Origin of the sequence: Azospirillum himalayense (genome assembly GCF_042657465.1) — a bacterium.
In the GTDB taxonomy this organism is placed as follows: Bacteria; Pseudomonadota; Alphaproteobacteria; order Azospirillales; family Azospirillaceae; genus Azospirillum; species Azospirillum himalayense.
Window position 1 is genome coordinate 200,671 of sequence record NZ_JBHSLC010000005.1, and the last position, 22,147, is coordinate 222,817.

Annotated in this window: 23 protein-coding genes; 16 read left to right on the forward strand and 7 right to left on the reverse strand. The window is 68.2% G+C overall.

All coding sequences use genetic code 11. The features are described from left to right. Positions 1-5: 5 nt before the first annotated feature. A complete protein-coding gene (cobA, locus tag ACFPMG_RS04425; RefSeq protein WP_376993988.1) occupies positions 6-830 on the reverse strand; it encodes a uroporphyrinogen-III C-methyltransferase in 825 nt (274 codons plus the stop codon). Continuing rightward, on the reverse strand, positions 827-1,384 hold the full coding sequence (locus ACFPMG_RS04430; protein WP_376993989.1) for a precorrin-2 dehydrogenase/sirohydrochlorin ferrochelatase family protein: 558 nt from the start codon (positions 1,382-1,384) through the stop codon (positions 827-829). The genes cobA and ACFPMG_RS04430 overlap by 4 nt, the downstream gene beginning before the upstream one ends. 209 nt (positions 1,385-1,593) lie before the next feature. Between ACFPMG_RS04430 and ACFPMG_RS04435 the strand changes: the two genes are divergently transcribed. The 3 genes from ACFPMG_RS04435 to cysC are packed head-to-tail and all read left to right on the forward strand — an operon-like array spanning position 1,594 to position 5,015. Further along, on the forward strand, positions 1,594-2,328 hold the full coding sequence (locus ACFPMG_RS04435; protein WP_376993992.1) for a phosphoadenylyl-sulfate reductase: 735 nt from the start codon (positions 1,594-1,596) through the stop codon (positions 2,326-2,328). Continuing rightward, positions 2,325-3,122, forward strand: coding sequence for a sulfate adenylyltransferase subunit CysD (gene cysD, locus ACFPMG_RS04440; protein ID WP_376993993.1), 798 nt, complete (start codon positions 2,325-2,327; stop codon positions 3,120-3,122). Before ACFPMG_RS04435 ends, cysD begins: the two co-directional genes overlap by 4 nt. An 18-nt stretch (positions 3,123-3,140) precedes the next feature. Next, positions 3,141-5,015, forward strand: coding sequence for an adenylyl-sulfate kinase (gene cysC / locus ACFPMG_RS04445; RefSeq protein WP_376993994.1), 1,875 nt, complete (start codon positions 3,141-3,143; stop codon positions 5,013-5,015). A 63-nt stretch (positions 5,016-5,078) separates the two neighbouring features. On the opposite strand, the gene ACFPMG_RS04450 is transcribed toward cysC, so the two are convergent. Beyond that, positions 5,079-5,975, reverse strand: coding sequence for a hypothetical protein (locus tag ACFPMG_RS04450; protein ID WP_376993995.1), 897 nt, complete (start codon positions 5,973-5,975; stop codon positions 5,079-5,081). Between the two features lie 261 nt (positions 5,976-6,236). On the opposite strand from ACFPMG_RS04450, the gene ACFPMG_RS04455 reads away from it, so the two are divergent. Genes ACFPMG_RS04455 through ACFPMG_RS04465 form a run of 3 tightly spaced genes read left to right on the forward strand, consistent with a single transcriptional unit; the run spans position 6,237 to position 8,793 of the window. Continuing rightward, positions 6,237-7,283 (forward strand): ABC transporter substrate-binding protein, encoded by a 1,047-nt coding sequence (locus tag ACFPMG_RS04455; RefSeq protein WP_376993996.1) that lies wholly within the window; start codon positions 6,237-6,239, stop codon positions 7,281-7,283. A gap of 5 nt (positions 7,284-7,288) precedes the next feature. Then, positions 7,289-8,053, forward strand: a complete 765-nt coding sequence (locus tag ACFPMG_RS04460; RefSeq protein ID WP_014240759.1) for an ABC transporter permease — start codon at positions 7,289-7,291, stop codon at positions 8,051-8,053. Next, positions 8,041-8,793, forward strand: coding sequence for an ABC transporter ATP-binding protein (locus ACFPMG_RS04465; RefSeq protein ID WP_376993997.1), 753 nt, complete (start codon positions 8,041-8,043; stop codon positions 8,791-8,793). Before ACFPMG_RS04460 ends, ACFPMG_RS04465 begins: the two co-directional genes overlap by 13 nt. A gap of 174 nt (positions 8,794-8,967) precedes the next feature. Here ACFPMG_RS04465 and ACFPMG_RS04470 read toward each other — a convergent pair whose 3' ends face one another. From ACFPMG_RS04470 to ACFPMG_RS04480, 3 genes are read right to left on the reverse strand one after another with little or no spacing between them, the layout of a single operon-like run. Then, the gene (locus ACFPMG_RS04470) at positions 8,968-9,252 is read right to left on the reverse strand and encodes a DUF1488 family protein (RefSeq protein WP_038527656.1); all 285 of its coding nucleotides are present in this window, start codon (positions 9,250-9,252) and stop codon (positions 8,968-8,970) included. Positions 9,253-9,275: 23 nt separating this feature from the next. After that, the gene (locus ACFPMG_RS04475; RefSeq protein WP_247889751.1) at positions 9,276-9,368 is read right to left on the reverse strand and encodes a DUF6134 family protein; all 93 of its coding nucleotides are present in this window, start codon (positions 9,366-9,368) and stop codon (positions 9,276-9,278) included. 42 nt (positions 9,369-9,410) lie between these two features. Next, a complete protein-coding gene (locus ACFPMG_RS04480) occupies positions 9,411-9,719 on the reverse strand; it encodes an SCP2 sterol-binding domain-containing protein (RefSeq protein WP_014240763.1) in 309 nt (102 codons plus the stop codon). Between the two features lie 232 nt (positions 9,720-9,951). Between ACFPMG_RS04480 and ACFPMG_RS04485 the strand changes: the two genes are divergently transcribed. The 9 genes from ACFPMG_RS04485 (at position 9,952) to ACFPMG_RS04525 (ending at position 20,026) form a co-directional block, all read left to right on the forward strand. Beyond that, a complete protein-coding gene (locus ACFPMG_RS04485) occupies positions 9,952-11,670 on the forward strand; it encodes a long-chain-fatty-acid--CoA ligase (protein WP_376993999.1) in 1,719 nt (572 codons plus the stop codon). A gap of 162 nt (positions 11,671-11,832) precedes the next feature. Next, positions 11,833-12,225, forward strand: coding sequence for a MerR family transcriptional regulator (locus ACFPMG_RS04490; RefSeq protein ID WP_094302185.1), 393 nt, complete (start codon positions 11,833-11,835; stop codon positions 12,223-12,225). 46 nt (positions 12,226-12,271) lie between these two features. Continuing rightward, positions 12,272-12,784, forward strand: a complete 513-nt coding sequence (locus ACFPMG_RS04495) for a thioesterase family protein (protein WP_376994000.1) — start codon at positions 12,272-12,274, stop codon at positions 12,782-12,784. Between the two features lie 89 nt (positions 12,785-12,873). Then, positions 12,874-13,746, forward strand: a complete 873-nt coding sequence (locus ACFPMG_RS04500) for a VOC family protein (protein ID WP_376994001.1) — start codon at positions 12,874-12,876, stop codon at positions 13,744-13,746. Between the two features lie 150 nt (positions 13,747-13,896). Beyond that, entirely contained in the window at positions 13,897-15,150 is a 1,254-nt protein-coding gene (locus tag ACFPMG_RS04505; protein ID WP_376994002.1) for an MFS transporter, read from the forward strand. Between the two features lie 100 nt (positions 15,151-15,250). Continuing rightward, on the forward strand, positions 15,251-15,814 hold the full coding sequence (locus tag ACFPMG_RS04510) for a 1,2-dihydroxy-3-keto-5-methylthiopentene dioxygenase (RefSeq protein ID WP_376994003.1): 564 nt from the start codon (positions 15,251-15,253) through the stop codon (positions 15,812-15,814). A gap of 132 nt (positions 15,815-15,946) precedes the next feature. Beyond that, the gene (locus tag ACFPMG_RS04515; protein WP_376994004.1) at positions 15,947-16,771 is read left to right on the forward strand and encodes a hemerythrin domain-containing protein; all 825 of its coding nucleotides are present in this window, start codon (positions 15,947-15,949) and stop codon (positions 16,769-16,771) included. A 421-nt stretch (positions 16,772-17,192) separates the two neighbouring features. Beyond that, entirely contained in the window at positions 17,193-18,467 is a 1,275-nt protein-coding gene (locus ACFPMG_RS04520) for a type III PLP-dependent enzyme (RefSeq protein ID WP_376994005.1), read from the forward strand. Between the two features lie 140 nt (positions 18,468-18,607). Further along, complete coding sequence (locus ACFPMG_RS04525; RefSeq protein ID WP_376994006.1) at positions 18,608-20,026, forward strand: homospermidine synthase; 1,419 nt, start codon at positions 18,608-18,610, stop codon at positions 20,024-20,026. A gap of 42 nt (positions 20,027-20,068) precedes the next feature. Here the strand turns inward: ACFPMG_RS04525 and cbiB are convergent, their stop codons facing one another. After that, positions 20,069-21,031 carry an adenosylcobinamide-phosphate synthase CbiB gene (gene cbiB / locus ACFPMG_RS04530; protein WP_376994007.1) on the reverse strand — a complete coding sequence of 321 codons (963 nt, stop codon included), beginning with the start codon at positions 21,029-21,031 and terminating at the stop codon, positions 20,069-20,071. Between the two features lie 35 nt (positions 21,032-21,066). Between cbiB and cobD the strand changes: the two genes are divergently transcribed. Further along, entirely contained in the window at positions 21,067-22,119 is a 1,053-nt protein-coding gene (cobD, locus tag ACFPMG_RS04535; protein ID WP_376994008.1) for a threonine-phosphate decarboxylase CobD, read from the forward strand. Positions 22,120-22,147 lie beyond the last annotated feature (28 nt).

The following is a 22,147-nucleotide window of genomic DNA, read 5'->3' on the forward strand; positions in this document are numbered from 1 at the left end:
TACGCTCACGCCGACACGGCGATGGAAAACGGGTTCCGGCCGGTGGTTTGCTGCCACGCGCCGATCAGGGCGCGCAGCCGCACGACCTCGCCGACCACGACGATCGCGGGGCGCTTGGCCTGTAGCCGCACGACGTCCCGCGCGCAATGGGCAAGATTGGTCTCGATGACGCTCTGCGCCTCGGTGCTGGCGCTCGACACGATGGCGACCGGGGTCATCGGCGGCTTGCCGGCGGTTTCGAGCCGTTCGGCGATGGTCCCGATGGTGCCCAGCGCCATGTAGAACACCAGCGCGCCGGGCAGCCGCGCCAGAACGTCCCAGTCCAGGTCGGCGGGCAGACCGCCGGCCTTGTCGTGGCCGGTGACGAAGGTCGCCGTGGTGCCGAAGCCGCGGTGGGTCACCGGGATGCCGGCGTAGGCCAGCCCGCCGATCCCCGCGGTGACGCCGGGCACCACGCGGAAGGGAATCTCGGCCTCGGCCAGCGCCAGGCACTCCTCGCCGCCGCGCCCGAAGACGAAGGGGTCGCCGCCCTTCAGCCGCAGCACCCGCCGGCCTTCGCGCGCCAGCTCCACCAGCCGGGCGTTGATCGCCTCCTGCTTGGGCGAGGGGTGGCCGGCGCGCTTGCCCATGTCCACCAGAAGGGCGTCGGGGTTGGCGGCCTCCAGGATGCCGCCGCCGACCAGCGCGTCGTGGACAATGGCGTCGGCCTCGCCCAGCGCCTTGGCGGCCAGCAGGGTCAGCAGGCCCGGATCACCGGGGCCGGCCCCGGCCAGCCAGACGCTGCCCGGCTCGAAGGCGGGCAGGCGCGAGAGAAGAGACGATGCGATCATGGCAGCCATCCTTTGGCGGCGATCAGATCCCGGCAGGCGCGCAGCACCTCGGGTCCCTTGGCGCCCGCGGCGCGCAGGCGGTCGCGGAGCGCGGCGAGTTCGGCCAGCCGGTCCGCCCAGACGGCGGGGAACAGAGTCTCCAGCCGTTCGCGGAGCACCTGGGCCAGCGCCGGGCTTTTGCCGCCGGTGGAGACGGTCATCAGAAGGTCGCCGCGCCGTATCACAGACGGCGCGTGGAAATCACAGAGCGGAATCACATCCTCGACATTGACCAGGATGCTGCGGTCGCGTGCCTGACGGGCCAGCGACTCCGCGGCGGGGTCGTCGATGCCGACGACGAACAGCACCTGCACGCCATCCAAGTCGGCAGGCGAGGGCAGTGCCCGGCGCAGGGCCGCTCCCGCGAGGGCAATCAATTCCGCATCCGGTTCCGGTGAATAGACCGCCGGTGCCGCGCCGCCTTCCAGCAACTGCGCAAGGCGGCGCTTCGCCAGCGGCCCCTGGCCGACCAGCGTGATCCGCACATGCGCAGGGTCGAGGGCGACCGGAATCACCGCCGCCACCCGGAATGCACACCGAAGCCATCGTGAATAGACATCATGGGCGCATTTAAGCGCTATGGCAGGGTGTAATCAACAGATTTCACAAACTCACTTAAACCTATAATACAAGTAGACAATGTATATGCATTGCAACGCCGTGAAACTGGTGTTAATGTGCAATTCAGAACAAATACTCCACTTCGTGGATAGGCAAACAGGCCATGCTCGATGGACTCGCTCGTGCTGTGAAATTCGACCGCGTGGCCGACCTCACCGAACGCTATGGGCGGTTGGACGGGGCGGTGCTTCTGAACGCGCTTCTGCATGATGAATTCAACGGCCGCGTCGCCGTGGTTTCATCCTTCGGAACCGAATCGGCGGTGTTGCTCGCCTTGGCGGCGGAGGCCGACCCGTCCTTCCCGGTTCTCTTCGTCGACACGGGGAAGCTGTTCGGGGAAACGCTGCGCTACCGCGACAAGCTGGTGTCCGCGCTCGGCCTGACCGGCGTGCGCACGATCGGCCCGACCGACGCTGATCTGGCGGCGGGGGACCCCGACAGCCTGCTGTTCACCCGCTCGCATGACGCCTGTTGCCATCTGCGCAAGACGGTGCCGCTGGACCGCGCGCTTGAGGGTTTCGACGCCTGGGTGACCGGGCGCAAGCGCTTCCAGGCATCGACGCGCGCCGCCCTTCCGCTGTTCGAGGCGGAGGAGGGCACGGGCCGCATCAAGATCAACCCGCTCGCCCACTGGGACCGCGAGCGGATCGACCAGGAATTCGCGCGGCGCAACCTGCCGCGCCACCCGCTTGAGGCCGACGGCTTCCTGTCCATCGGCTGCTTCACCTGCACCGAGCGCGTCGCTCCCGGTGCGGACCCGCGGTCGGGCCGCTGGGCCGGCACCGCCAAGACCGAATGCGGCATTCACACCTTCAAGAAGACCGGAACCGCACAATGACCGCCGATCTCGATTACCTTGAGAGCCAGAGCATCTACATCCTCCGCGAGGCCTACAACCGCATCGACAAGCTGGCTCTGCTGTGGTCGATCGGAAAGGACAGCAACGTCCTGCTCTGGCTCTGCCGCAAGGCGTTCTTCGGGCGCGTTCCGTTCCCGGTCGTCCAGCTCGACACCACGATGGAGCTGCAGGAGGTCTACGACTTCCGCGACCGCATCGCCGGGGAGTGGGACCTCGACCTGCGGGTCGAGCAGTGCCCGCCGGAAGCGGACATGGACCAGACCCTGCCGCCGCTGACCCGCGCCGCCGCCCGCAAGACGGAGGGGCTGAAGAACCTCCTGCGCACCGGCAAGTACCAGGGCATTATGGTCGGCATCCGCCGCGACGAGCAGGCGACCCGCGCCAAGGAGCGCGTCTTCTCCCCGCGTTCGCTGGAAGGCGACTGGGACGTGAAGGACCAGCCGGCGGAGTTCTGGGACCATTACAAGACCCGCTTCGACGAAGGCACCCACGTCCGCATCCACCCGCTGCTGCATTGGACCGAGCTGGACATCTGGCGCTATTCCAAGCGCGAGGGGATTCCCATCGTCCCGCTGTACTTCGCCAAGGACGGCAAGCGCTACCGCTCGCTGGGCGAGAAGAACATCACCTTCCCGGTGGACAGCACCGCCGGCACCATCGACGAGATCATCGCCGAACTGGTCGTGACCCGCATTCCGGAGCGCGCCGGCCGCGCCATGGACAACGAGGCCGAGGACAGCTTCGAGCGCCTGCGCAGCTCGGGCTACATGTAAGAAGCGGGGATTGGGACCATGGACATCCGGAACGAACTGAACGGCCAGCTCCGCATCGTCATCGTCGGCCATGTCGACCATGGCAAGTCGACGCTGATCGGGCGCCTGCTGAACGACACCGGCAGCCTGCCCGACGGCAAGGTGGAGCAGGTCCACGAGATGAGCCGCAAGCGCGGCATGCCCTTCGAATGGGCCTTCGTGATGGACGCGCTCCAGGCCGAGCGCGACCAGGGCATCACCATCGACACCACGCAGATCCACTTCAAGACGGAGCAGCGCCCCTACGTCATCATCGACGCGCCGGGCCACACCGAGTTCCTGAAGAACATGGTGACCGGCGCCTCGCAGGCAGACGCCGCCCTGCTGGTGATCGACGCCGCCGAGGGTGCCTTGGAGCAGTCGCGCCGCCACGCCTTCCTGCTGCACCTGCTGGGCGTGCGCCAAGTGGCCGTCGCCGTCAACAAGATGGACCGCGTCGACTTCGACCAATACCGGTTCGAGGCGGTGTCCCACGAGATCCGCGCCTATCTGGCGGAGCTCGGCCTGCACACCTCCACAGTGATCCCCATCGCGGCGCGCCACGGCGACAACATCGTCACCCGCTCCAACAAGGCGCCCTGGTACGACGGCCCGACCGTGGTGGAGGCGCTCGACGCCTTCCGTCCGCAGCAGGCGCCGACCGAACTGCCGCTGCGCTTCCCGCTGCAGGACGTCTACAAGCCCGACGACCGCCGCATCCTGGCCGGCCGGATCGAGAGCGGGCGCCTGCGCGTCGGCGACACGCTGCGCTTCTCGCCGACCGGCGCCACCGCCACGGTGGTCAGCATCGAGGGGTGGAACCACAGCCAGCCCATCGTCGCCGCCCAGGCCGGGCAGAGCATCGGCATCACGCTCGACAAGCGCATCTTCGCCGAGCGCGGCCACATCGCCCACCATGAGGAGGGGGCGCCGCACGTCACCCACCGTGTCGGCGTGCGGGCCTTCTGGCTGACCTCAGAGCCGCTGGCGGTCGGCAAGACCTACACGCTGAAGATCACGACGGGCGAGCATCGCGTGACGGTGGAGAGCATCACCGCCGTCATCGACATCGAGGACCTGTCGAGCACCCCGGCCAAGGCCGTCCACCGCAACGAGGTGGCCGAGGTCGTCCTGCGTTCCCGCTCGCCGATCGCGGTCGACCTCGCCTCGACGCTGTCGCGCACCGGGCGCGGCGTGCTGATCGACGGCCACGACGTGGTCGGCGGCTGCATCGTGGTGGAGGTGGACGAGGGTCCCGCCGCCTCGGCCAACACCACCGAGGTGTCGCACGCCGTCACGGCGGACGAGCGCAACGCCGCCAACGGCCACAAGGGCGGCGTCCTCTGGCTGACCGGCCTGTCCGGGGCCGGCAAGTCCACGCTGGCCATGGCGCTGGAGCGCGCCCTGTTCGACCGCGGCTGGCAGGTCTTCGTGCTGGACGGCGACAATGTCCGCAACGGGCTGAACGCCGGGCTGGGCTTCTCGGCGGAGGACCGGGCGGAGAACATTCGCCGCGTCGCCGAGACGGCCAAGCTGTTCGCGGACGCGGGCGTTCTGGTCATCGCGTCGCTGATCTCGCCGCTCCAGGCCGACCGGGCGCGGGCGCGGGCCATCGGCGGCGAGCGCTTCCACGAGGTCTATGTGGCCGCCGATCTCGCCACCTGCGAATCGCGCGACCCCAAGGGCCTCTACCGCCGGGCGCGCGCCGGGGAAATTCCGGAGTTCACCGGCGTCTCCGCCCCCTACGAGGCCCCGGAGTCGGCGGAGCTGACCATCGACACCGGCGCGGTCACCCCGGTGGAGGCGCTGGGCGAACTGCTCGACTATGTGGACGGCGCGTTCGGCCGGAACGCCTTGAAGCGCGACCGGGTGTAACGCGGACGGGCATTACGAGGGGCGTCGGCTTTCCGTTTCCTTCGGGAAGGGGAGGTCGGCGCCTCAATCCTTTGCCGCCTTCAGCAGGTTGATGAGGTTTGCCGCCAAATCACCGGCGTGCTGGGACACGTATCCGGCTTGCTGCTTCGACTGGATCATGAACAACGGAGTTTCGCCGGGTTCCGCGCTCGGGTCGAAATAGGCCATGCGCGCTTTCGGGGTCCGGAATTCCGGATGCCAGGCGGCGTTCTCCGCGAAGGCCTTTCCGAAGATGCCGTTGTCGATCGCGGCGTTCGCCGCCGCCGCCTTGTCGTCGCCCTTCATCAGGTCGACGAGGCTGGATTTGACCGTCTGCGACGACAGGTCAGCAAGCTTGTCCAGGCCCTTGTTGTCGATCCATATTTCAACCTGTCCGCCGCCTTGTTCCTCCGGCATGTACAGGGTGATCAGAGAGGTCCCCTTCATCCCCGGCCCCGGTTCCTTCTCCGGTTCGGACGCGCTGCGCGCCTCGCGCTCCTCCTTCATCGCCTTGATCGAGGCGGGCATTTCCGGCTCGACGATGCCCGCCTTCGCCGCCGCCTTCTTCATGATGTTTATGATGTCGCCGGTGAGTCCAACCCCCGTCACGCCCGCCCGATCGCCCAGGCCGAGGGTCTTCTTTGTAAAATTGTTCAAATCCTCAAAATACTTCTGCATTTTCGCGAAATAATCGTCCGTCGGGTCGCTGCTCGCCGGCGGGATGTCCGTGATGGCGAACTCCGTCGGTCCTCCCTTGGCCGGAATCGCTTCCAAACCGCCAGCCATGAGGCCTTTGGCCTGAGCGGACAAGGTCACCTGATCGCCCGCGGGGCTGGAGCCGTTCTCCGGGATGGTGGGTTGAAGCTTCGTCGGACCGGTTCTGGTCCATTGGGAAAGGGCAGATGCGAAGGGCTGCGCCTTTGTGGAGTCGATGGCGGTCATATTCCCTCTCCCGCTGTGGGCCATACCGGATAATTGGATACTGGTTGCTAATCTTTTATAAATGATAATTAGAGGTTGAAGTAATCGCGGCGGCAAAGTTCGGAGGCCGGAAAACCGCTTTGGCTGGGCCTTTTTGACGGTCAAAAGAACAAATTTTCACAGTTTAATAGGGCATTGCATCATGCAAATTTGTGCAATTCGCTCTTCCTTCCGATAGGGGATGTGCTAAATAGGCCGGGTATTTCCAGCGAGGATGGATTCATGACCGCCCTGACCCGACGCTCCGCGATGCTGGCTGTGGCCGCCGTCGCATCCCTGACCGCCGCGTCCCTGACCGCCTTCACGCCCGGCGCGGCCCGCGCCGCCAATCCGGTGAAGCTGGAGGTCGGATACATCCCCATCCTCGCCGCCGCGCCGCTGTTCATCCTGGAAGGGGAGGGCTGGGCGCGCGAGGCGGGCATCGACCTGAAGCTGACCAAGTTCGAATCCGGCCCGCACGCGATCCAGGCGATGGCCGCCGGCAAGATCGACCTGCTCTACGCCGGCGTCGCCCCGGTCCTGGTCGCCCGTTCGAAGGGTGCGGACGTGTCGGTCATCGCCAACTCGGCGGTCGAGGAGATGGTCGTCGCCAGCCGCGGCGAGTTCGCCAAGGCGCTGGGCGGCAAGGCCACCGCGGAGTCCATCGCGAAGTTCGTCGCCGACAGCGGCCGCAAGGTCAAGATCGGCACGCAGCCGCCGGGCTCGGTCCCGGACACGGTGCTGCGCCATTGGCTGTTCAAGGTGGTGAAGGCCGACCCGGCGAACGTGGAGATCATCTCCATGGGCATCGAGAAGACCCAGCAGGCTCTGCTCGCCGGCGCGCTCGACGCCGCGACGATCCGTGAGCCGACGGTGACCGTGACCCAGAAGGTCGACCCGAACGTCGGTCTGCTCGCCACCGGCGCGGAGATGTTCCCGAACCAGCCCGGCACCGTCATCGCGGTCCGCGACCCGGTCGCCAAGGAGCATGGCGAGGCGCTGACCCGCCTGCTCAAGGCGCACATCCGCGCCGTCGACCAGATCGCCAAGGATCCGGCCCGTTCCGCCAAGGTCGCCAACGAGTATCTCGGCAAGGGCCTGATGGAGCCGGCCACGCTGGAGGCCGCCTTCCGTTCGCCGGGTTCCAAGTTCGTCGCCGACCCGCACGGCGTGGTCCCGGCGGTCGAGCAGATGATGGCCTACGCCAAGGAGATCGGTTCCGCCGAGGGCACCGTCCCGGTGGCGGAGGCGTTCGACTTCCGCTTCTACGACGCGGCCGCCGCGAAGTAAGCGCGATGCGTCAGCCGTTGAAGCTTCACAGCTCCATCGCCCTGTCGGCGCTCGGCGTCGGCGCTTTCCTGCTCGCCTGGGAAGCGCTGGCGCGCAGCGGCATCGTGCCTTCCGGCCTGCTGCCGTCGCCCAGCGCCGTGCCCGGTGCCTTCCTGGCGGAGTTCCGGTCCGGCACCTGGCAGGCGATGGTCTTCGCCAGCCTGTCGCACTACCTGTCGGGGCTGGCGCTCGGCACCGTCCTCGGCATCACCTTCGGCACGGCGGCGGCGACCTGGGGCATCTGGGACGCCTTCCAGGCTTGGGTGGTGCGCATGCTGCGCCCCATCCCGTCCATCGCCTGGATTCCCTTCGCCATCATCTGGTTCGGCGTCAGCAAGTCGGCGGCGACCTTCCTGATCGCGCTGACGGTCTTCTGGATCAACTACTACGCCACCTACAGCGCCGTGCGCGGGGTGGACAAGGACCTGATCGAACTCGGCCACGCCTTCGGGCAGGGCGGGCTGATCCCGCGCCTGTTCAAGATCGTCCTGCCCGGCGCGCTGCCGGGCATCCTGGCAGGCGTGCGCGCCGGGCTGGGGCAGGGCTGGATGACGGTGGTGGCGGCGGAGCTGTTCGGCATCTCCGGCCTGGGCGCGCGCATGTCCGACGCCTCCGGCCTGCTCGCCACGCACATCGTCGTGCTCTACATGGTCACCATCGCGGCGCTCTACGGCGTGTGCGACTTCCTGTTCATGCAGGTTCAGCAGCGGGTGCTCGCATGGCAAAAGTAAACGGCTCCGCTGTGATCGATCTGAAGGGCGTCGCCATCGGCTACGGCGCCGAGGCCCCGCCGGTCCTGGTGGACGTCGATCTGTCCATCGAGCGCGGCAGCTTCGTCGCCATCGTCGGGCCGTCCGGCGTCGGCAAGTCCACGCTGCTGCGCGTCGTCGCCGGGCTGCACACGGCGCGCGCCGGTGCCGTCACCATCCACGAGACGAAGAAGCCCGGCCACCGTCCGGTCAGCCTCGTCTTCCAGGACGCCCGCCTGCTGCCCTGGCGGCGGGTCGCCAAGAACGTCCGCTTCGGGCTGGAGGGGCTGCCGATCTCCACCGCCGAGCGGGAGGAGCGGGTGGCCGCCGCGCTGCGCCTCGTCCGGTTGGACGATTACGGGCGGCGCTGGCCCTACGAGCTGTCCGGCGGCCAGCGCCAGCGCGTCGGCATCGCCCGCGCCCTGGCCGTCGATCCGGACATTCTGCTGATGGACGAGCCGTTCGGCGCGCTCGACGCCATCACGCGGCACAGCCTTCAGGACGAGCTGCTGCGCATCCACCGCGAGACGGGCAAGACCGTGCTGTTCGTCACGCACGACCTGGAAGAGGCCGTGCATCTCGCCGACCGCATCATTGTTCTGGGTGGCAGCCCGGCGCGCATCGTCCAGGACGTGCGCAACGAGCCGGGCCGCGAGAGCGGCGGCTTCCGCGAGCAGGTCGAGCAGCTGCGGTCGGGGATCGCGGACAATTACAGCATTTGAGGGTGTCGAGCCGGGCCCCCACCCAACCCTCCCCCGCTCTCGGCGGACCAAAGGTCCGCCTGCCGCGTCAGCGCAAACCTCCGGTTTGCGCGAGAGCTGCGCAGGGGAGGGCTTTTTCTCCTCCCCCTGCGGAGCGGGGGGAGGCCGGGAGGGGGGCGACGCGACCACTCAACCCTACGGCGCCACCCGCCGCACGTCCCGTGCCGTCAAATGGACGTTCGCATCCGGGTCCAGCTTGCGGTCCATGATGCGGGCCTCCACCGCCTTGTCGAAGACCGGCCGGTTCAGGCAGACATACTGCAGCGCCTCGTCCGGCTTCGGCAGATGGCCGGCGAGGGTTTGCAAGGCGCGGCGCGGGACGAAGACCCGCCCGTGATACTCCCCCACCTCCACCGCGAACTCCACGGCATCGGCCTCCTCGTTCCAGGACGGGTCGTCGGGGAACACGAACAGCGGCATCACACCCTCACGCAGAACACATCTCAGTCCAGGATGTAGGTAACATCGTAGCCGCTGCGCTTGAAGCGGGTCTTCAGCAGCGTGCCCTGCGCGTCGAACCACAGATCGCGCTCCACGTCGCCGGAGATACGGTGGTGCCGCCGCCCGGTTCCCGTCGCTCAGTCGTCGAGAAGCTGCGCCAGCTTCATGGCGACGCCCATCGATCCGTCCACCTTCAGCTTGCCCATGGTGAAGGCCAGCATCGGGTTCAGCCGCCCGTCCATCAGCTTCTTCAGATTCTCGGCGGAGATGCGGATGGTGCAGTCGGGATCGGCGTCCCCGGCGTCCTCCCGCGCGATGGCGACAGGCGTCTCGCGGGCGTTGACCCGCACCGCCTCGCCGTCCTCCAGCGCGAAGCGGACGTCGGCCTTCAGGCTGCGGAAGCTGGTGGAGCGGGACTGAAGTTCGCGCAGGATGTCCTCAACCATGGATCAGTCACTCTCCCTTGAATTCGTGTCTGTCGGACCTTGACAGTAGGCGGAGTTTACGTTTACGTCAACGTCATAACCAAAACGTTTCCGGCGCCTCAACGATCCGGGAACCATCAAATCAATCGAGGGGAGTGAAACCATGCAGACCGCCGCGCCCGGACTCCGAAAGCCCCGCACCGCCTTCCGCCGTCGCTTGTCCTGACCCGCCGCGCAGCCGGAAGGATCGGAGATGACCGAGAATCTTGCGCGCCGGGGCAGCATCGGGGAGGACACGCCGGCCCATCCCTGGCTGACCCACTACCCCGAGGGCATCGCCTGGGACCAACAGATCGCCGTGACGTCGCTGGCCGAGCTGTTCGAGGAGGCCGCCCGTCGCTACGCCGACCGTCCGTGCCTGGACTTTCTCGGCCGCCGTTACCGCTACGCGGAGGTGCTGGGGCTGGTGAACCGGGCGGCCAAGGGCTTCGCCGCGATGGGGGTGAAGCCGGGTGTCCGGGTGGGGTTGTGCCTGCCGAACACGCCGACCTACGTGATCGCCTATTTCGGGATTCTGAAGGCTGGCGGCACGGTGGTGAACTACAACCCGCTCTATGTCGAGCGGGAGCTGGAGCATCAGATCGAGGATTCCGGGACCGAGATCATGGTCACGCTCGATCTGAAGCAGATTTACCCGCGCATCGAGGCGATGCTGGACCGCACACGGCTGAAGACGGTGGTCGTCTGCCGCATGGCCTCGATCCTGTCCCCGGTGAAGAGCGTGCTGTTCCGCGTGCTAAAGCGCAGCGAACTGGCCAGCATCCCGCAGGACGGGCGGCACGTGGATTTCGACTCGCTGCTGGCCAACGACGGCGTGGTCCAGCCGGTGCGGGTGGACCCGCGGCGCGACGTGGCGGTGCTGCAGTACACCGGCGGAACCACCGGCGTGCCCAAGGGGGCGATGCTGACCCACGCCAACCTCGTGGCCAACGCCCGGCAGGTGCAGGCCTGGTTCCCCGGCATGGCGCTGGGCGAGGAGCGGATGCTCGCCGTCCTGCCCTTCTTCCACGTCTTCGCCATGACGGTGATCCTGAACATGGGCTTGGCAGCGGGGGCGGAGCTGGTCATGCTGCCGCGCTTCGACACGCTGCAGGTCCTGAAGACCATCGCCCGGCGCAAGCCCACGTTGCTGCCCGGCGTGCCGACCATGTACAAGGCGCTGCTGAGCCATCCCGACGTGGCGCGCCATCCGATGCGGTCGATCCGCTATTGCATCTCCGGCGGGGCGCCGCTGCCGATGGAGCTGAAGCGCCAGTTCGAGGAGGCCACCGGCTGCGTGCTGGTGGAGGGCTACGGTCTCAGCGAGGCGTCGCCGGTCTGCGCCTGCAACCCGCTGACCGGGGTGAACAAGGAGGGCTCCATCGGCCTGCCGCTCCCCGGCATCATGGTGCAGATCCGCGCGCTGGATGATCCCGACCGCGTGTTGCCGCCCGGCGAGAAGGGGCAGGTCGCGCTGTCCGGCCCCAACGTCATGGCCGGCTATTGGAACCAGGACGAGGAGAGCCGGCGCACCATCGTCGGCGGCTGGCTGTTCACCGGCGACGTCGGGCTGATGGACGAGGACGGCTACGTCTTCCTGCTCGACCGGCTGAAGGACCTGATCATCTGCGGCGGCTACAACGTCTATCCACGCGTGATCGAGGAGGCCATCTACCAGCACCCCGACGTGGTGGCCGTTTGCGTCATCGGCATCCCCGACGACTACCGCGGCCAGAGTCCGAAGGCCTTCGTGCAGCTCAAGCCCGGCGCCAGCCTGACCGCGGAGGAGTTGAAGGACTTCCTGCGCGACAAGATCTCGCGGATCGAGATGCCGAAGCTGATCGACTTCCGTGCCGAGCTGCCCAAGACGGCGGTTGGCAAGCTGTCGAAGAAGGAGCTGATCGCCGAGACCCTGCAAAAGCCGGGGGAGTGACACCGGGGAGTGACACCGGGGAGTGACGTGGGAAAAGCGCGTGGCTTTGTCACGCCGTGGTGTGTGTGGTAGGAACGGAGACGCCGTCCGGCGGCGTGGAACGAGCGGCCTTCGTTCCCCACGCCGCCGCGGCGCGACGTGACGGAAGGCGTGCCCCCCACCATGGAACAGCTCTACACGGTGAATCAGTTGGCGGAGGAACTGGGCATCACGCCGCGCGCCCTCCGCTTCTACGAAGTGAAGGGGCTGCTGTCGCCCAACCGCCTGGGCAACAACCGCGTCTACACCAAGCGCGACCGCGCCCGGCTGAAGCTGATCCTGCGGGGCAAGCGGCTGGGCTTCTCGCTGGCGGAGATCCGCGAGTATCTGGACCTCTACAACGTCGATGGCGGGGTGGAGCAGTTGAAGGTCCTGCAGAAGCGCATCGACGCGCGGCTGAAGGACCTGGAGCAGCAGCGCCAGGACCTGGAGGCGACCGTGGGCGAACTGCGGGAGATCGAGGCCCAGGTGCAGGCCGCGCTGGACGAGCGCGGATTGGCGTCCAAGAGCGCCTGAGCCGGTGCGGTCCCGTCCGCCCGGCCGGGCCGGAGGGGATAGGGTCATGAATTTGCTGTTCCGCCTGATCGCCGTCATCGCGACCGCTCTGAGCGGCCGGCCGGTGGGGTTCCTGGAACCGGCGCGGCTGCGCTTCCGGGTCTGGCCGACCGACCTTGATCTCAACCTGCACATGACCAACGCCCGCTATTTCAGCGTCATGGACCTGGGACGGGTCGATCTGATGCTGCGCTCCGGCATGGGGCGGTCGATCCTGCGCCACCGCTGGCAACCGGTGATCGGCGCCGCCAACGTTCGCTTCCGCCGCCCGCTGGCGCCCTTCCAGCGCTTCGAGCTGGCGACCCGCGTGCTGTGCTGGGACGACAAGTATTTCTTCATCGAGCACCGGGTGGAGACCGCCGCGGGCACGGCGGCGCTGGCCGTGGTGCAGGGCGCCTTCGTGGCGCGCGGCGCCGTGGTCGCCCCGGCGGAGATTCTGGCGATCCACGGCGAGCATGGGGAATCGCCGCCCATGCCGGACGTCGTTGCCGCATGGCGCGAGCGACCGCTGGCGCCCTGACCCTTGCTCCCTGACACTTGCGCCGCGCCGCCCCCTTGCACTATGGCTGGCCGGACGCGAAAAGCCGGCAAAGCGGAAGGGCAAGGGTCATGGGCGCACACGGAATCAACGGCATCGACCACCTCGTCATCGTCGTCCGCGATCTGGAGAAGGCGCAGGACGCCTATCGCCGCATGGGCTTCACCATCTCGCCGAAGGGCCGGCATGGCGAGCTGAAGTCGGCCAACCACACCATCATGTTCGGGGCGGGCGACTATCTGGAACTGCTCGCCATCGAGCAGCCGCACCCCTTCACCGCCTTCTTCAGCGACGTGCTGAAGACCCGCGAGGGCATTGCCGCGGCGGCGTTGAAGACCGACGACGCGCGGGCGGCGCAGCGGCTTCTGGTCGAGGCCGGCTATCCGGCGGGCGAGCCGGTGGAGTTCGGCCGCCCCGTCGAGTTGCCGGGCGGCGCGCAGCAGGCGCGCTTCACCACCACCCCGATCGACGGTGTGCCGGAATGGGGCGGGCGGGTCTTCCTGTGCCAGCACCACACCCCCGAGGTGGTCTGGCGTCCCGAGCTGATCCAGCACGACAACACGGTGACCGGCCTCGCCGCCCTGGTCGTTGCCGCCGACGATCCCGACGCCACCGCCGCCTCCTACGCCCGGCTGTTCGGCACGGCGGTGGAGGCGCGGGGACCGGCGCGCGTCGTGCCGACCGGCAGCGCCCCCATCGTGGTGGCCGATCCGGCCGCGCTGCATTGGGGCTGGACCGGCGACCCGGCGCTGGCTGTTCCGCGCCCCTTCCTGGCCGGCATGGTGCTGACGGTGGCCGATCTGGAGCGCGCCCAGCAGGCGCTTCAGAAAAGCAAGTTCCCGACGGTGGTCGGCAACGGCGTGCTGCGCGTGTCGTCGGCCAGCGCCTGCGGCGCCATGCTGGCCTTCGCCAAGGAGTTCGACCTCGGCGCGCTGATCCCCTGAATCCGCCGGGCACCCTGTTGTCATAAGTGGCCGGTTGTCATAACGGAATCATATTGCTGCACTGCGTCCGATCCGTTGGACAGGACGCCGTCGCGGGCGCACATTCCCCTCTTGCGTGCATGTTGCGGCGCATCATGAGGACGGACCGACGTGGCGGACGGCGATTTCGGCAGGGTTCGGATCGAACCGGCGGGGCAAGGAGCGGCTGAACAGAAGGGCGTGGCGGCGGAGTATCTCGTCGCCGGCACGCCGGCCTACAAGCGGGCGAGCCGCATTCTCTTCGTCGCCGGTTTCTCCACCTTCGCGGCGCTCTACTGCGTGCAGCCGCTGATGCCGGAGTTCACGCGGGAGTTCGGCGTCACCCCGGCGCAGTCCAGCCTTGCCCTGTCGGTGTCCACGGGCGTTCTGGCCTTCGCGCTGCTGGTCGCCGGGGCGGTGTCCGACCGGTTCGGGCGCAAGGCGATCATGGCGCTTTCCCTGCTCGCCTCCGGCACGCTGGGCATCAGCGGGGCGATGGCGCCGGACTGGGCCTCGCTGCTGCTGGTGCGGGCGCTGGAAGGGATGGCCCTCAGCGGTCTTCCCGCGGTCGCCATGGCCTACGTGTCGGAGGAGGTGGACCCACGCTCCGCCGGAGTCACCATGGGCCTGTACATCGGCGGAACGGCGCTGGGTGGCATGTCGGGGCGGGCGCTGACGGCGCTGGTCGCCGACGTCGCGTCCTGGCGCATGGCGATGGGGGTGATCGGCACGCTCGGGATCGCCGCCGCCGTGGCGGTGTGGGTCGCGCTTCCCGCCTCGCGCCATTTCCAGCGGCGGCCGGCGGGCGTACGGAAACTGGCCGAGGCGTGGCGCGGGCACCTGATGGACCGCGGGCTGCTCGCCCTGTTCGCCATGGGGTTCCTGTCCATGGGGGCCTTCGTCACCGTCTTCAACTACATCGGCTTCCGCCTGCTGGCGCCACCCTTCGACCTCCGCCCGGCGGCGGTCGGTGCCGTCTTCACCGTCTATCTCTGCGGGGTCGTCAGCTCGCCGCTGTTCGGCGGGCTGGCGGTGCGGCTGGGGCGGGGCAGGGTGCTGGCCGTCGCCGCGGCGATGATGGCGGCCGGTCTGGCGCTGATGACGCCGGACAGCCTGTGGACGATGACGCCGGGCATCGCCCTGTTCACCTTCGCTTTCTTCGGGGTCCACACCATCGCCTCCGGCTGGATCGGGCAGCGGGCGCCGGTCAACCGTGGTCAGGCGTCGGCGATCTATCTGTTCTGCTACTACATGGGCTCCACCATCGCCGGGACGTTGGGCGGCGTTTTCTGGCACGGGTTCGGCTGGGCCGGAGTCGGCGGATTCGTCGGGCTTCTGCTGGCGGTGGGGCTGATCGTGTCGCTGGGGCTGGCGATCCGCCGCTGATTCGTTCATTGCGCGCATACTGAGGTATGGCTTCAACCGTTTCGGTTGCGCCGGGCGCCGCTTCGTCTCATTCTGAGTGCACCTGCACAACGAGGCGACCATGGCCCGTTTGTCCGTCTACAGCGACACCGATCCCAGCGTTGCGGAACTCTCGTCCGCCGACCCGGCGCTGGTCACCGCCCATCTGGCGCTGGCCGGGGTGCTGTTCGAGCGCTGGCCGACGCCCCAGGCCATCCCCGACGCCGCCGATGCCCAGGCGGTGCTTGATGCCTACGCCGGGCCGGTGGCGGCCCTGAAGGAGGCGCGCGGCTTCCAATCCGCCGACGTGGTGCGGATGCCGCGTGGCCTGCCGGACGCGGCGGCCCGCCGCGCCGCCTTCCTTGCGGAGCACACCCACGACGAGGACGAGGCCCGGTTCTTCGTACAGGGAAGCGGGGCCTTCTATCTGCATGTCGACGAGAAGGTGTTCCGCATCGTGTGCGGGGCCGGCGACCTGTTGAGCATCCCGGCGCGGACGAAGCACTGGTTCGACATGGGACCGGACCCGGAATTCACCGCCATCCGCTTCTTCACGCGTCCGGACGGCTGGGTGGCGTCCGTGACCGGCGATGTGATCGCCGACCGCTTTCCGAAGTTCGAGTCCGAAACCGGTCGCGTCCCATGATCTGTCCGCCATGATCCGGACACGGCCGTTACCTTTCGCCGCAGCCGATTGCGGCCGAAAACCGGTGCTGTTACAAGCCCTTCGGCACCAGCGCACAACCCATGGCGGGGCGTCACCCGCTTCGGAGGTTCCATGACCACGGACGGCCACACCGTCCCGCGCACGGGCAACGGCTTCATCGACGCGGCCCACAGCTCACTGATGGACCATGTCGAGACCATCCGCCGCGAATGCGCGTCCGGCGCCACCCGCGACTCCATGGTTCCCCGCTTCAGTCGCTTCGCGGACGAGATGCGCACGCATTTCGACCATGAGGAGGTCATCATCCGCGCCGCTGGCTTCACCCGGTGGGAGGAGCACGCCAGCCATCACGCGATGCTGGACCAGCAGTTCGGCCGCCTGATCGATTATGTGCGCCACTGCGACGTCACCTCGGACTTCCTGTGCACGGTTGCGGGCACTCTGGACGCCGCGCTGTGCGGGCACGAGATCCGGCACGACGGCGATTACACCGCGCTGGTGCGCGACGCCTCCAGGACGCCGGAAGGGCAGACCCTGATCGTCTGGAACAGCGCCTTCGACGTCGGGGTGGGGCCGCTCGACGCGCAGCACCGCCAACTCGCCGACCTCATGAACGAACTGGACCTGATGAGCCGCCAAGGGGCGCCGGTTCGCGAATCACTGGACCTTCTGGGGCTGCTGCACGACCATGTGCACGCCCATTTCGCCATGGAGGAAGGGGTGCTGCGCCGTGTGGCGCCGGGCCGCTTCGTGGCTCACCGCAACCATCACCGGTTGCTGGAGGGGCAGTTCGCCCGCATCCGCCAGCAGGTGGAGGATGGGCGCCTCGACCCCGGTGTCGCGGTGCGGGGATTCCTGCGCTTCTGGCTGTTGGACCATGTGCTCGGCTCAGACCGCCCGGCCTTCGCCGAGACGACGGACGCGGCGCCCCGCTGATCGCCGCCATCGTTCCGTTGCCAAGCCGATCCCGGCCTGTCATCAAAAAATCACTTGAATCGCCGGGGAAAAAGCGTAATTCATCGGGCACGACGCACTCGCACGTGCCAATGGCCCTCTGTGGTTATGCAACGACGTACCGCGTCCTTTTTGGCAGAACCGGTCATCAGTGGGCCGGTCCCGAGAGGGAGGTAGGCATGTTGGCTCTCCACGGCAGGGCTCCCAGACGGTAGCCCATAGCCGGACATCGACGCTTTGAACCTGCGGAGCTGTTAGCCCGCTCGTGAGCGTTCGACCCGGCTTTTCTCCGTCGCCTTTCACCACAACCCGAATTCCGATCCGCGGCTTCGACGGTCGTGTCGGATTCCCGTCTGTTCGCTGGACCGCCCCGCGCCGGGTGGCCCAGGGTAAGGAGTGCGCCATGGGCTTCATCCGTTCCCGTTCCGCCGTCGCCCCGCTGCGCCGCGGCGTTTCCGTCTCCGCCCCGTCCTTCGGCGCTTCGCCGGTGTCGGACCGCCGCACCTCCGTCCATCAGGCGGTGGCGCTGGCCCGGCCCGAGGAGCCGATGCACTGCATCCGTCCGGGCGTCCTGGCCGATACCGCGTCCAGCTTCGTAGCCGCCTTCGACGCCGCCGTGTCCGGCGACGTGCTCTACGCCGTGAAGTGCAACCCGGAGCCGGCGGTGCTGCGCGCCCTGTGGGCCGGCGGCGTGCGCCACTTCGACGTGGCCTCGCCCGGCGAGATCCGCCTGATCCGCCAGATGTTCCCGGACGCGGTGCTGCATTACATGCACCCGGTGAAGGGGCGCGAGGCGATCCGCACCGCCTACCAGCAGTACGGCGTGCGCGACTTCGTGCTCGACAGCATGGAGGAGCTTCAGAAGATCCTGGAGGAGACGGGCGACGCCCAGGACCTCGGCCTCGTCGTGCGTCTGGCCCTGCCGAAGGGCAACGCGGTCTACGACCTGTCCGGCAAGTTCGGCGCCCCGGCGGCGGATGCGGTGGAACTGCTCCGGGCGGTGCGGATGGTGGCCTCGAAGGTCGGCGTGTCCTTCCATGTCGGCTCGCAGATGCTCGACCCGTCCGCCTATGAGCGGGCGCTGGAGCTGGCCGGCCGCATCATCGCGGAGTCGGGCGTGGTGATCGACGTTCTGGATGTCGGCGGCGGCTTTCCCGTCTCCTACCCGGGCGTCACCCCGCCGCCGCTCGGCGACTTCATGGAGGCCATCGCCCGCGGCGTGGCCAAGCTCGACCTGCCGGCCCACTGCCGCGTCTGGTGCGAGCCGGGCCGCGCGCTGGTCGCGCCGGGCGTGTCGCTGGTCGTGCAGGTGGTCAAGCGCCGGGGCAACGAGCTGTTCATCAACGACGGCGTCTACGGCGCCCTGTCGGACGCCGGGGTTCCCGGTTTCCGCTTCCCGGTCCGCATGATCCGTCCGTTCGCGCCGATGGGCGACGAGCCGGTGGAGGCCTTCGCCTTCTACGGCCCGACCTGCGACAGCGCGGACCGCATGAACGGCCCGTTCCACCTGCCCGCCGACATCCGTGCCGGCGACTGGATCGAACTGGGCCAGCTGGGGGCCTACGGCTCCTGCCTGCGCACCGCCTTCAACGGGTTCGACCAGGCCCGCGTGGTCGAGGTTTCGGACGCGCCGCTGCTGGAAACGCCCGGCTACGTCCTCAAGAGCTGCGTGGCATAAGTCCCGCATCGCGGGAAAGCTGTGGATATCCCTAAAAAATCACCGTAAACCATCGTTGGTCCGCCACCCTCCGCCTTTGCAAGAGGCGCGAGGGTGACGGGCTGTATTTCTGTCACGCCAACCACGGGGGACCGTCTTAGATGACCCTGGACACCAAGCACATCACCTTCACCGGCCGCATGGTCATTGTCGGCTTCGGATCGATTGGCCAGGGAGTGTTGCCCCTGATTTTGCGCCACATCGGAATCACGAAGGACCAGATCACCATCGTCACCGCCGAGGAGCGCGGTCATGCCGAGGCGGATGAGCTTGGCGTCAAATTCATCAACCTGCCGCTGACGAAGGAGAATTACGTCCAGGTTCTGGAGCCCATGCTGGGCAAGGGCGATTTCCTGGTCAACCTGTCGGTGGACGTGTCGTCCGTCGCCCTGTTCGAGTTCTGCCACAAGGTCGGCGCGCTCTACATCGACACCTGCGTCGAACCGTGGGCCGGGGGCTACACCGACCCGTCGCTGTCGCCGTCGCTGCGCTCCAACTACGCCCTGCGCGAAACCGCGCTGTCGCACCGCGCCGCCTATGAGGGCGGGCCGACGGCCGTCCTGACCCACGGCGCCAACCCCGGCCTCGTCTCGCATTTCGTCAAGCAGGCGCTGCTCAACGTCGCCGCCGACATCGGCGAATCGACGGAGGTCCCGAAGGACCGCGCCGGCTGGGGCGCCCTGGCGGCCAAGCTGGGCGTCAAGGTGATCCACATCGCCGAGCGCGACACCCAGGTCTCCAACGAGCCGAAGAAGGTGGGCGAGTTCGTCAACACCTGGTCGATCGACGGCTTTGTCGGCGAAGGCTGCCAGCCCACCGAACTCGGCTGGGGCAGCCACGAGAAGCATTTCCCGGTCGATGGCCGCCGCCACGAGTTCGGCTGCGACGCCGCCATCTATCTGATGCGGCCCGGCGCCTCCACCCGCGTGCGCACCTGGACCCCGCTGGAGGGGCCGTTCCACGGCTTCCTCATCACCCACAGCGAGGCGATCTCCATCGCCGACTACTACACCCAGCGCGACGGCAACCACGTCACCTACCGCCCGACCGTGCATTACGCCTATCATCCGTGCGATGACGCGGTGAAGTCGGTGCACGAGCTGGCCGGCAAGAACTGGTACATGCAGCCGAGCCAGCGCCTGATGATGCACGAGATCGTCAGCGGCACCGACGAGCTGGGCGTGCTGCTGATGGGCCACAAGAAGGGCATCTACTGGTTCGGTTCCCGCCTGGGCATCGACGAGGCGCGCGCCCTGGTGCCCTACAACAACGCGACCTCGCTGCAGGTCACGGTGGCGGTTCTGGCCGGCATCATCTGGGCGCTGGAGAATCCCAACCGCGGCATTGTCGAGCCGGACGAGATCGACTTCCAGCGCATCCTGGAGATCGCCAAGCCCTATCTCGGCGAGCTGGTCGGCGCCTATGGCGACTGGACTCCGCTCCAGGACCGCGAGCGTCTGTTCCCCGAGGACATCGACCACGACGATCCCTGGCAGTTCAAGAACTTCCGGGTTGTCTGATTGGAAAAGGGGCTCTTCGGAGCCCCTTTTCCTTTGACGCGGTCAGAGGGTCAGCGCCAGCAGCAGCGCGCTGGCCACCAGGGCGATGCAGGCACGCCGGTACAGGTGAAGGGCGCGGGTTATGTCCTGCTCCGTGGCGGCGGTGCGGCCCGGCCCCATCCAGGCATCCTCGATCCGAACCGCGCCGTAGACCCGCGGTCCGCCGAGCCGGAGGTCGAGCGCCCCGGCCATCGCCGCCTCCGGCCAGCCGGCGTTGGGGGAGCGGTGGCGGTGGGCGTCGCGTCGCACCGAACGCCAGGACTCGGCGGCGTCGGCCCCTTCGGTGAAGCGGGCAGCGACCCAGATCAGCAGCGCCGACAGGCGGGAGCCGGGCAGGTTGACCAGATCGTCCAGCCGCGCCGCGGCCCAGCCGAACGCCTCGTGCCGGGGAGTGCGGTGGCCGATCATGCTGTCCGCGGTGTTGATCGCCTTGTAGAGCGCGATTCCCGGCAGCCCGCCGACCAGCAGCCAGAAGGCCGGAGCGACCACTCCGTCCGAGAAGTTCTCCGACAGGCTTTCGATGGCGGCGCGACTCACCCCATGCTCGTCGAGGCTCGCCGGGTTGCGGCCGACGATGCGCGACACGGCCTCGCGCGCCGCTTCCAGCCCGTCGTTGCGGAAGGCGGCGGCGACTGCGGCGACATGGTCGTGCAGGCTGCGCTGCGCCAGCAGGGTGGAGGCCAGCGCTGCTTCGAGGAGGCCGCCCAGCGGCAGGTGCCGGCACAGTCCCGCCACCGCCGACGCGGCGCCGCCCACCACCAGCAGCAGGACGAGCAGCGCCAGCACCCCCGCCGCCTTGCGGATGGCGAAAGAATCACGGTCGCGGTTGAGCGCGCGGTCAAGCTGGGCGATAAGCGCGCCGATCCACACCACCGGGTGACGGATTTGGGCGTAGAGTGCGTCCGGATAGCCGGCGGCGGCCTCGATGAGGAGAGCGGCGGCGAGCACGGACGGATGAAGCTCCACGGGAACGATTCCTCTGGGGGAAGGGAAGGGGCGGGATGATGGCGGAATCGGCGGCGGGGTCCAAGAGGATCGTCCAGGATGGCATCACTCAAGAGGAGATCATCCATGGCGGCGACCTCGACGCGGCGCGGGCGGCCTTTCCGGGGGCGCCGGAGCCCTGGGTGGACCTGTCCACCGGCATCAACCCCTGGCCTTACCCGCTGCCGCCCATCCCGGCCGATGCCTGGGCGCGCCTGCCGGGCCGCGCGGCCGAAACGGCCCTGCGCGAGGCTGCGGCGGCCTGCTACAGCGTGCCGTCGCCGGACCGCGTCGCCGCCGCGGGCGGTTCCCAGGCGCTGATTCAGATTCTGCCGCGGCTGCGCCGTCCAGGGATGGTCGCCGTGCTCGGGCCGACCTACGCCGAGCACGCCGCGGGCTGGGCCAAGGCCGGCCATCGCGTGACCGAGGTGGAATCGCTGGAGAGATGCGACGCCGACGTGGTCGTGGTCGTGAACCCGAACAACCCAGACGGCCGCATCGTCCCGCCCGAAACCCTGCTGGCCCTGGCGGAGCGGCAGGCGGCGCGGGACGGCTGGCTGGTGGTGGACGAGGCCTTCGCCGAGGTTACCCCGGAATGCAGCGTGACGTCGGAGGCCGGAAGACCCGGGCTGGTCATCCTGCGCTCCTTCGGGAAATTCTTCGGGCTGGCCGGGGTCCGGCTCGGCTTCCTGCTCGGCGAGCCGGCGTTGGTCCAGGATCTGCGTGCCGCTGTGGGACCTTGGGCGGTGTCGGGTCCCGCGCTGGCCGTCGCCACCGCGGCGCTGTCGGATTCGACGTGGATCGCCGCCACCCGGCGCCGTCTGACCGAGGCCGCGGCCCGCTTCGACGCGCGTTTGGCGGCTGCCGGGCTGCGCGTCGCCGGAGGGACCTCGCTCTTTCGTCTCATAGACGACACCCAGGCTGCCGGGCTTTACAACGCGTTGGGCCGGACCGGGGTGTTGGTGCGCCGGTTCGACTATCGGCGGCACTGGTTGAGGTTGGGGCTGCCGGCGGACCAGCCGACGGAAGACCGTGTGATGGTTGCGTGTGAAACATTCAATAATCGATAGATTTTGCGCTTAAAATAGGCGATCACCA

Excerpts from the sequence above, each read along its gene's own strand:
- ACFPMG_RS04435 (WP_376993992.1), top strand. The coding sequence starts at position 1,594 with ATGCTCGATGGACTCGCTCGTGCTGTGAAATTCGACCGCGTGGCCGAC.
- ACFPMG_RS04490 (WP_094302185.1), top strand. The coding sequence starts at position 11,833 with ATGGAACAGCTCTACACGGTGAATCAGTTGGCGGAGGAACTGGGCATC.
- ACFPMG_RS04450 (WP_376993995.1), bottom strand. The coding sequence starts at position 5,975 with ATGACCGCCATCGACTCCACAAAGGCGCAGCCCTTCGCATCTGCCCTT.
- cysC (WP_376993994.1), top strand. The coding sequence starts at position 3,141 with ATGGACATCCGGAACGAACTGAACGGCCAGCTCCGCATCGTCATCGTC.
- ACFPMG_RS04525 (WP_376994006.1), top strand. The coding sequence starts at position 18,608 with ATGACCCTGGACACCAAGCACATCACCTTCACCGGCCGCATGGTCATT.
- ACFPMG_RS04465 (WP_376993997.1), top strand. The coding sequence starts at position 8,041 with ATGGCAAAAGTAAACGGCTCCGCTGTGATCGATCTGAAGGGCGTCGCC.
- ACFPMG_RS04495 (WP_376994000.1), top strand. The coding sequence starts at position 12,272 with ATGAATTTGCTGTTCCGCCTGATCGCCGTCATCGCGACCGCTCTGAGC.
- cysD (WP_376993993.1), top strand. The coding sequence starts at position 2,325 with ATGACCGCCGATCTCGATTACCTTGAGAGCCAGAGCATCTACATCCTC.
- ACFPMG_RS04480 (WP_014240763.1), bottom strand. The coding sequence starts at position 9,719 with ATGGTTGAGGACATCCTGCGCGAACTTCAGTCCCGCTCCACCAGCTTC.
- ACFPMG_RS04510 (WP_376994003.1), top strand. The coding sequence starts at position 15,251 with ATGGCCCGTTTGTCCGTCTACAGCGACACCGATCCCAGCGTTGCGGAA.
- ACFPMG_RS04460 (WP_014240759.1), top strand. The coding sequence starts at position 7,289 with ATGCGTCAGCCGTTGAAGCTTCACAGCTCCATCGCCCTGTCGGCGCTC.
- ACFPMG_RS04470 (WP_038527656.1), bottom strand. The coding sequence starts at position 9,252 with ATGCCGCTGTTCGTGTTCCCCGACGACCCGTCCTGGAACGAGGAGGCC.
- ACFPMG_RS04515 (WP_376994004.1), top strand. The coding sequence starts at position 15,947 with ATGACCACGGACGGCCACACCGTCCCGCGCACGGGCAACGGCTTCATC.
- ACFPMG_RS04455 (WP_376993996.1), top strand. The coding sequence starts at position 6,237 with ATGACCGCCCTGACCCGACGCTCCGCGATGCTGGCTGTGGCCGCCGTC.
- ACFPMG_RS04500 (WP_376994001.1), top strand. The coding sequence starts at position 12,874 with ATGGGCGCACACGGAATCAACGGCATCGACCACCTCGTCATCGTCGTC.
- ACFPMG_RS04520 (WP_376994005.1), top strand. The coding sequence starts at position 17,193 with ATGGGCTTCATCCGTTCCCGTTCCGCCGTCGCCCCGCTGCGCCGCGGC.
- cobA (WP_376993988.1), bottom strand. The coding sequence starts at position 830 with ATGATCGCATCGTCTCTTCTCTCGCGCCTGCCCGCCTTCGAGCCGGGC.
- cobD (WP_376994008.1), top strand. The coding sequence starts at position 21,067 with ATGATGGCGGAATCGGCGGCGGGGTCCAAGAGGATCGTCCAGGATGGC.
- ACFPMG_RS04485 (WP_376993999.1), top strand. The coding sequence starts at position 9,952 with ATGACCGAGAATCTTGCGCGCCGGGGCAGCATCGGGGAGGACACGCCG.